This is a genomic window from Halalkalibacter oceani, from assembly GCF_040544555.1.
Taxonomy (GTDB): Bacteria; Bacillota; Bacilli; order Bacillales; family Bacillaceae_D; genus Halalkalibacter; species Halalkalibacter oceani.
Genome location: NZ_JBEPKD010000016.1, coordinates 76,474 through 84,974, shown reverse-complemented (window position 1 = coordinate 84,974; position 8,501 = coordinate 76,474). Strand labels below are relative to the sequence as shown.

At 49.3% G+C, this 8,501-nt stretch carries 6 protein-coding genes; 1 reads left to right on the top strand and 5 read right to left on the bottom strand.

The features are described from left to right. Window positions 1-232, top strand: a 232-nt coding sequence (locus tag ABMB67_RS16230; protein WP_354572701.1) for a hypothetical protein, incomplete at its 5' end; no start/stop codon positions are given. Between the two features lie 7 nt (window positions 233-239). On the opposite strand, the gene cheY is transcribed toward ABMB67_RS16230, so the two are convergent. The 5 genes from cheY to ABMB67_RS16205 form a co-directional block, all read right to left on the bottom strand. Next, on the bottom strand, window positions 240-599 hold the full coding sequence (cheY, locus tag ABMB67_RS16225) for a chemotaxis protein CheY (protein ID WP_251223898.1): 360 nt from the start codon (window positions 597-599) through the stop codon (window positions 240-242). Window positions 600-629: 30 nt separating this feature from the next. Further along, window positions 630-1,082 carry a chemotaxis protein CheW gene (locus tag ABMB67_RS16220; protein ID WP_251223897.1) on the bottom strand — a complete coding sequence of 151 codons (453 nt, stop codon included), beginning with the start codon at window positions 1,080-1,082 and terminating at the stop codon, window positions 630-632. Window positions 1,083-1,105: 23 nt separating this feature from the next. Next, window positions 1,106-3,163 carry a chemotaxis protein CheA gene (locus tag ABMB67_RS16215; protein ID WP_251223896.1) on the bottom strand — a complete coding sequence of 686 codons (2,058 nt, stop codon included), beginning with the start codon at window positions 3,161-3,163 and terminating at the stop codon, window positions 1,106-1,108. Between the two features lie 158 nt (window positions 3,164-3,321). Further along, window positions 3,322-5,022 carry a putative bifunctional diguanylate cyclase/phosphodiesterase gene (locus ABMB67_RS16210; protein WP_251223895.1) on the bottom strand — a complete coding sequence of 567 codons (1,701 nt, stop codon included), beginning with the start codon at window positions 5,020-5,022 and terminating at the stop codon, window positions 3,322-3,324. A 97-nt stretch (window positions 5,023-5,119) separates the two neighbouring features. Beyond that, complete coding sequence (locus tag ABMB67_RS16205; protein ID WP_251223894.1) at window positions 5,120-8,500, bottom strand: UvrD-helicase domain-containing protein; 3,381 nt, start codon at window positions 8,498-8,500, stop codon at window positions 5,120-5,122. Window position 8,501 lies beyond the last annotated feature (1 nt).

Sequence of the window (8,501 nt, the reverse complement as noted above, 5' to 3'; positions counted from 1 at the left end):
ATACAGGGAAGAAACCCGCTTCCCTGTATGCTTTTTAAAACCGGGTGCTGACTACGCTCGTTGCTTCGACCATCCTCAAAAGGGAAAAGCACCCTCCCTTCGATGCTGGCAACGGCTTCTTCCGCACACAGCATACAGGGAAGAAACCCGCTTCCCTGTATGCTTTTTAAAACCGGGTGCTGACTACGCTCGTTGCTTCGACCATCCTCAAAAGGGAAAAGCACCCTTTTGAGGATGGTCTAGCCTAATACTTTTTTGATGGCTTCTAGGACGCGGTCGGCTTGGAATGGTTTGACGATGAAGTCCTTTGCGCCTGATTGAATCGCGTCGATAACCATCGACTGCTGTCCCATCGCGGAACACATGATAACTTTCGCTCCGCCGTCAATTTGCTTAATTTCTTTAAGTGCCTGAATGCCGTCCATTTCAGGCATCGTAATATCCATCGTGACGAGATCAGGATTCAGCTCCTTATATTTCTCGACAGCTTCCGCGCCGTTTGCCGCTTCGCCAACAACTTCAAATCCGTTTTTCGATAAAATATCCTTAATCATCATCCGCATAAATGCTGCATCATCTACAATTAAAATTGACGCCATACGACCACCTCATTACCTTTTCTCCATAAATTATGATTCTGATTCCAGAATAACCTTTTCTAAATTCAACAGGGTAAACAATCTGTTATCCAGCTTGACAACCCCTCGCAAATATTCCGCCTCCACGCCGCCGACAACTTCCGGCGTAGGTTCAATTTTCTCAAGCGGAATGTCAAGCACATCATTCGCGCCGTCTACAATGACCCCGATTTCCAACTCATCTTTCGCGATGACGAGAATACGAGTCGATTCATCAAAGCTCTTATCCTCTAAGCCAAATCGTTTACGCAAGTTGATGATCGGTGTAATCACCCCGCGTAAATTCATCACTCCCGTCACAAAGGGAAAGGTTCTCGGAATCCGCGTTACAGGCTGCATCCGTTCAATCGATTGAACATAATCCACTTCAATCGCGTACTCTTCATCTCCTAACTGAAAAACGATCACTTTTAATTCTTGTTTCGTAGCAATTTCATTGGACAACGTGACGGCCTCCTCTGGTAAGATTACTTGATTAACGCATTTGAATCAACGATTAAAGCAACCTGTCCATTTCCAAGTATGGTTGCTCCTGAAATGGCAAAAACATCCTTCAAATAGTTTCCAAGTGACTTTAATACAATATCATGCTGACCAATTAAGGAATCAACAACGAGACCGGCCACTTTCTCCCCTTTATGAACAATCACGAGGGAATAAAATTCATCATCCGTCTGCTCGCCCGGTACCTGGAAAATATCTTTTAGGAAGACAAGCGGGACGACCTTCCCACGGAAATCAATCACTTTCTGGTTATGCGCGCTATATACATCCTGCTTGTTAACGATCGCGGTTTCCACAATTGAACTGAGCGGAATCGCGTACTTCTCATCCTGCAGTTCAACAAGCATGACATCAATGATAGACAGCGTCAACGGCAATTGAATCGAGAAAACAGAGCCTTTGCCGAGTTCTGAATTCACCGTTACTACCCCGCCTAATGATTCAAACGTATTGCGGACGACGTCCAAGCCGACTCCGCGGCCGGAAACATCGGTAATTGTTTCGGCAGTGCTGAAGCCCGATGCAAAAAGCAATCCAAACACTTGCTGATCTGTCAGCTTATCGGCATCTTCTTCGGAAACCACGCCATTGGTCAATGCTTTGTTAAGTACTTTTTCACGATCAATGCCTGCACCATCATCTTCAATTTCAATGTAGACATTGTTTCCACTATGATATGCTTTCAGGCGTACTGTTCCCTCTTCCGGCTTGCCAAGCTGACGGCGTTTATCCGGAGTTTCAATCCCGTGGTCAATCGAATTTCTGAGCAAATGAACGAGCGGATCGCCAATTTCGTCAATGATCGTCCGGTCAAGTTCCGTTTCAGCTCCGATAATCTCCAGATTGACTTTCTTATTTAAATCTTTGGATAGGCTTCTGACCATGCGCGGAAAGCGATTAAACACCTGCTCAACCGGCATCATTCTCATATTCAGAATAATCTCCTGAAGATCGCCGGAAATTCTTGACATGCGCTCAACCGTTTCATTTAATTCATTGTTCTTCAATTCACTGGCGATTTGTTCAAGTCGGCCGCGGTCGATGACCAGCTCTTCAAATAAATTCATTAACACATCGAGCCGCTCAATATTAACACGAATCGTTTTATTATGCTCAGGCGCCGCCTTCTTCGGCTGGGAAGAAGCTGCTTCCTTCGCCGCCGGCTTGCTGGCCTGCGCCGACTTTGCTGCCTGTGCCGGAGTTGGCGCAGGGCTTGCAGGCTTTTCCTCTTCATGCGAAAGCTTCAGTTTATTTTGATCAACCTGCTGAACATGAACATTGGTAATCTCAGAAACTTTTAAAATCCGTTTCTTAATTTCTTCTCCTTCAATCTTCGTAATGACGGTGACGAGGAAATCCTGGTCAAATTTTTCCTCTTCCAGCTCTTCAGCTGGAGGGGACGACTTAATGATTTCACCAATCTGTTCGAGCACCTCAAACACCATGAAGACCCGGGCTGCCTTTAACATCGCATTTTCGTCAAGCGTGACCTTTACCTGATACGTGGTATAGCCCTGCTCATACGATTGCTGCAGGACCGTCCGCTCGAACTCATCATACGTTTCGGACAACGCTTCTTCCCCAGCTACTTCCTGCTTTTCTTCTTTCACCGGCGCTTCTGCCGTCGCAGCGATGGAAGGCTCACCCTTTTCAATTCTTTCAAGCTGGGCGACGACTTCACTTACATCATGCGTTCCGGTTCCGCCACCGGCAATATCGGTTACCATTGCTTCTAAATCATCGACGGCCGCAAACACGACATCCAGGACTTCTGAAGTAGCCTGAAGCTTGTGATTGCGAATTAAATCCAGGACATTTTCCATGTTATGCGTTAAGTGAGCCAAGTCCTCAAAGCCCATGGTAGCTGCCATGCCTTTCAGTGTGTGAGCGGAACGAAATACTTCTCCTACAATCGAAATGTCATCAGGTGCTTGTTCTAACTTTAAAAGATTGTCATTAATGGCCTGAAGATGTTCCTGACTTTCATCAAGAAAGACATCTAGATATTCTGAGTTAACCAAATTCCTATTCACCTCGATGTTTTCCGAAAAGGTCTACTTACAACGCAAACAATATTCGGATCTTTTTTCTCATAATAGCATATTTTTCATCTAAAAAAGTAGATTCTCGCTAGGAAATAAGAAATAGTTTAAAAGAATTAGATATTTTTGTCGATTTTTCAGGAGAACGACCCTTTTTCTCCCGCTAAAAACGATTGATATTCCTCCACCGACAGCGGTCTGGAATGGAGATAACCTTGCACGCTGTCACAGCCCTGTTCACGCAAATAAGCGAGCTGTTCTTCCGATTCCACCCCTTCGGCAATGACCGATATTTTCAAAAAATGAGCGAGATTAATTATCATCGCGATCACCGCTTCGCTATTTTTCCCCTTGCCGAGATTCCGGACAAACGACTGATCGATTTTCAATTCCTGGATCGGCATTTGCGCCACATATTGGAGCGAGCTGTAGCCAGTGCCAAAATCATCCAGGCTGATCTTAATCCCTAATGTACGCAGCTGGCGTAAAACCTCCAGCGTCCGTTCAAAATCAATCGTCACGCTTTCGGTTACTTCGATTTCAAGCAAATGTGGAGGAAGCTTCGACTCCGCCAATACTTCTTCCACCGTTTCCACGATATCTTTTTGCAGAAACTGGCGCAACGAAAGATTAACAGACATCGTTATAGGCGGATAGCCCCGGTCAATCCAGCTTTTTTTCTGATGACAGGCCTCTTTTAAAATCCACTTGCCAATCGGTACAATCAGACCTGTTTCTTCGGCAATCGCAATAAATTTCTCCGGCGGGATGAATCCTTCCTCAGGATGCTGCCAGCGCACGAGCACTTCCTCCCCGCAAATCGTTCTTGTATGGACATCGAACTTCGGCTGAAAATAAAGCGAGAATTCCCCTTTGTCCAACGCCCGCCGCAAATCATTTTCGACATAGAACCGTTCGTAGAAATAATAGCGCATATCACTTTCATAGAATTGATAGCTGTCGCTGCTCTTCGTTTTCGCGCGGAACATCGCCACATCAGCCGCCTTAATCAGCCCTTCTCCGTTCTTGCCATGCTCCGGGAACAGTGAAATCCCGATGCTGCCGGTCAAGGTAAACTCGTAGCCGTTAATAAGCAATGGCTGGCGGATACGGGCCAGCAGCTGCTTTGCGATCTGCCTAATGTCATCCGGCTCTGCCTGGCCGGGAAGGATCACGACAAACTCATCCCCGCCCATGCGTGCTAGAATATTGGGTGGAAAAAGAACGTCCCTAAGCCGCACAGCCAGTTCTTTTAAAGCTTTGTCCCCGAAAAAGTGACCGAGCGTATCATTGACAAACTTAAAGCGGTCTAAATCAATAAACATAACGGTGAGCTTCTCTTCCTTAAGGATCAGCTGCTCCAGCTGTTCTGCCACATAGCGGCGGTTTGGCAAACCCGTCAGCCCATCCTCATTCGCCATTCTTCTTATTTTTTCTTTTGCTTGTAAATGCTCAGTCACATCTTGAACGATTCCGGTTACCCCTTCTACCCTGCCGTCGGCATAGTGCGGCATGACTGTCATCGAAGCGACTATCTTATCCTGCTGCCGGTTTTTCAGCTCGATTTGAAAGCTGGCGACCTCTCCTTTGATCGCCTCTCTCATAAACAGATCAATGGATGAGCGCTGTTCTTCGCCAAGGATGTCAAAAATCTCCATTGAAAGCAGTTCCGTTTCGCTAAACCCCGTTAAGCGGATAGCCGCAGGATTGACCTCCGTAAATTGCCCGCAGCGATCTAGCATAAAGATTGCATTCGTGCTATAGCGAAATAACGAACGGTATTGCTGCTCGCTATCGTGCAGCTTTGTTTTCAATTTAGTCAGATTCATTTCATTCATCGCATTCTCCTTATCACCTTCAGCTCTATCCTTCCCCTTGTTCCATACGCCGCTTTCCTCTTTCTCACATCGCTCATGTAGCCTGCTACCGCCTTGCTCACGTTTGAAGTTGAATGCGTTGATACTCTTCCTTCCCGGCCTTCTTTTCCCGTAACGACCTCAATAGCTGAATCGCACGCCGGATTCTGTTTTCCTGCTCTTTCGTCACATTCAGCTGATGAAGCGGCTGCCGCGCGTCCCGTAACACATAGAGCGACACAGCTACGTCCTTCATTCCTGTTTGCTGTTCATAGGCTATTTTGTACAATGTAAGCTGGTCACGATAAACAGTAAGCAGTTCACCGCCTGAGGACTGAATACGATTCGTCTTGAAATCGATGATTTCATGCCGGCCTTCACGTTCGACGATTTTATCGATCTCGCCAATCACTTCAACGCCTTCCATTTCCGTCGCAAACCGCCATTCATTCGCAACCGGGCTGCCGAGCTGCCGCCGTTGCTCCTCGCTGTAATTCATCAGCAATCTTTTCATCGCCGCCATATAGGCCCGTTCATCATCGACCTCTTCGCCCGCCAGAGCTTCTTCCATTGCCGCGGCAGGGGAAAAGCCATAGTCCCGTAACTCACAGGCCCGGTGAATAAGCGTCCCCAGCTTTGAAGAGTCAAGTCCTGTTGCTTTACTGCGCTCCTCCTGTTCATCCGCTTCAAACGTCAGCGACTCAGGCAAGCCAACGACAAAGCGGTAAAAATAGTTGAGCGGATCGCGGCAAAAGCTCATAATTTCTGAAACGGTAAGCGTTAAGGATGGCGCGGCTCTTTGAACGAGCTGTGGTGGCGCGTACTGGAGCTCCGCTCGTTCAGGCTCTTTTTCAGGGCGTTCAAACTCCGTCACCCGTTGGATTATCTGCTCCAAATCTGTCGCGGCACAGGCTTCCTCGATCATCGTCATCCATGAATGCGACGTCGTCGCCTCACCCATCATGACGAGATAATCGCGCGCTCTTGTCATCGCCACATACAATAAGCGCTTCGTTTCTTCCTTTGCTTCCAACGCGGCCCGTTCTTTTACGAGTGGAAAGCCCGGTGACTGATAACAGATCGGCTTTTCATCTAACTGATCGGCTTCCTTTTCGAGATTGAGCACAATTCCAAGCTCCGGATCGAACCGAATGCGCCCTTTATCCGTCTGTGTCGTCCGTTCCAGCTGCGGGAGAAACACAATCGGGAACTCCAGCCCTTTTGAAGCATGGACGGTCATAATCTGCACGACATTTCCTTCAACCTGTTCTACCTCTGCTTCTCCTTCTTTCTCGCTTAAAACGATCACTTCCTCCAGTTCGGCCAGCATCGTCTCCAAATCAAGCGCGCGCCTTTCCGCCAAAAGTCCGATCAGCTTTTCGACATTTCTCACCTTCTGCAGCCCTTGCTTTTGAAGCAGGAGCATGGCTTTCAGCCCAGTCTGCTGAAACAGTTCGGTCAGGACGGTCGCAGGAGAGTGCTGAACAGCGAGCGGGACCCAACGTTTCAGCCACTCTCTCAGCTGTGCAAAGCTCGCGCTCACCCGCTCAGAAAGGTCGGCATGAAAGGGATGCGTCTCATCATAGACAAGCTCAAATAGCGCCTCAGTGTCCTGCAACCCCCGCTTGACTTCAAACAATTCAGCAAGCGTCAAGCCACAAAGCGGACCCCGGAGCAGGGCCAGCAAATGAACCTCTTCAAACGGCCGGTTCAACCAGCGAAGCAGCGTGATGAAATCAATGATCTCCTGCCGTTCAAAAAAGCCAATTCCGCCGCTGACGACATAAGGGATGCCGTGGTCATGTAAAGCGCGCTCCAATGCTAACAGCTGGGTCCGCGCAGGAATGAGAACAGCGACGTCGGCCCAGGTCGGCCGCACCCATTCATCCCCTTTTTGCACGAGCGGTTCCCCCGTGCGGATCATCGAAGCTAGGCGTCCTGCTAAAAGTGAAAAAGCGTCCTCCTCACGCTCGTCCTTTTCCGGCAGAGTCGCCAGCTCAACGCAAGGCTTTTCTTCCTCGCGGCGGCGGACCACCCGCAGCGGCGCATACACCGTTTCAAACGGATGGACACGCTTTTCTGTCATTACATGAGAGAACAGCCCGTTAACCGCTTGAATGATCGACGCTTCCGTTCGATAGTTCGTGTTCATTAAAATCGCTTCGGCGCTTTCCTCCGTGCCGGCAAAGGCTTCTTTTTCATTCATCAATATTACATTCGCTCCGCGAAAGCGGTAAATCGACTGCTTCTGATCGCCAACGATAAACTGATAAGCTGGATTGATTTGCTCAAGCATCGCCAGCTGCAGCTGATTCGTATCCTGAAATTCATCGATCATCATATGACGAAATTGCTTCTGGCAAGCGCTGCGAATCGCAGGGTGGCGCAGCAAAGCGACTGCTTTTTGCTGCAAATCATTAAAATCAAGCAAGCCCGCTCTTTCCTTTTCCCAGGCGTAACGAGCAGCGAATTGCTGCAGCAGTCCGACGACCGCCTCCATGCAAGTGACGGTTTCCTGTTCGTAGCGCGCTCCTATGCCGATGCTTTTCCAGCTCTCTTTCAAAGGCTTCCAATGTTCAGCGCAGAGCTGATAAAGCGCCGGCGCCTTCTCCAGCCAGCGTTTATCAATTTTCGGCGGCATGATCGCCTCCAGCTTGGCAAAGTAGGCGTGCGCCTCCCCCTCCTTCGGCGGCATGATCGTCGCAAAAGCCGCCGCTATCCGTTCGACATGGGCCTGCTGGGCTTTCGTCAGCTCCACCGGATCAGGAAAAGACCGAATACAGGCAAGAGCCTGTTCATGAAAGGCTGAGACGAGGCGGTGCTGCTCAAGCAGCAGCTGTTCTTCCTGCAGCTTCAACATACTCGCCGGATCAAGCGTCTCAATCGCCCGTTCATCGACGACCAATTCACGAATCGTGTCATGCAGCTGTTCGATCGTTTCGATCAGCTGCGTCTTGCTCATCAGCTCAAGCAACGGGGCAGCCTGCTGAAAACAGATCGGTTCCTCCAGCATCTCCTTCGCGATCGCTCTCTTCTTTCTTCGGGCTTCAACTTCATCAAGGACCCGCGTTGCCGGAATCAGCTTGGCCGTCATCGCGTACTGGCTGAGCAAGCGTTGACAGAAGCTGTGAAAAGTCGAAATATACGCCCGCTCCAGCGCTTCTTTTTGCTCCTGCCAAAAGCGGCGGGCCTCCTCTGACTCCGCCCCGGCTTCCTTCTCCAGCAGCCGCTGGCGAATCCGGTCCTTCATTTCTCGGGCCGCCTTATCCGTAAATGTAATCGCGACAATTTCCTCCACTCCGGCGCCGGCCGGATCATCCGGATCGAGCAGCCGCCGTTCGCAAAGACCGACAAACCGCTCCGTCAAAATCCGCGTCTTCCCCGATCCGGCGCCGGCCGACACTAAAATGAAAGGCTTCGTGCTGGAAATCGCCTGCCGTTGTTCTTCGTTAAATTGCATC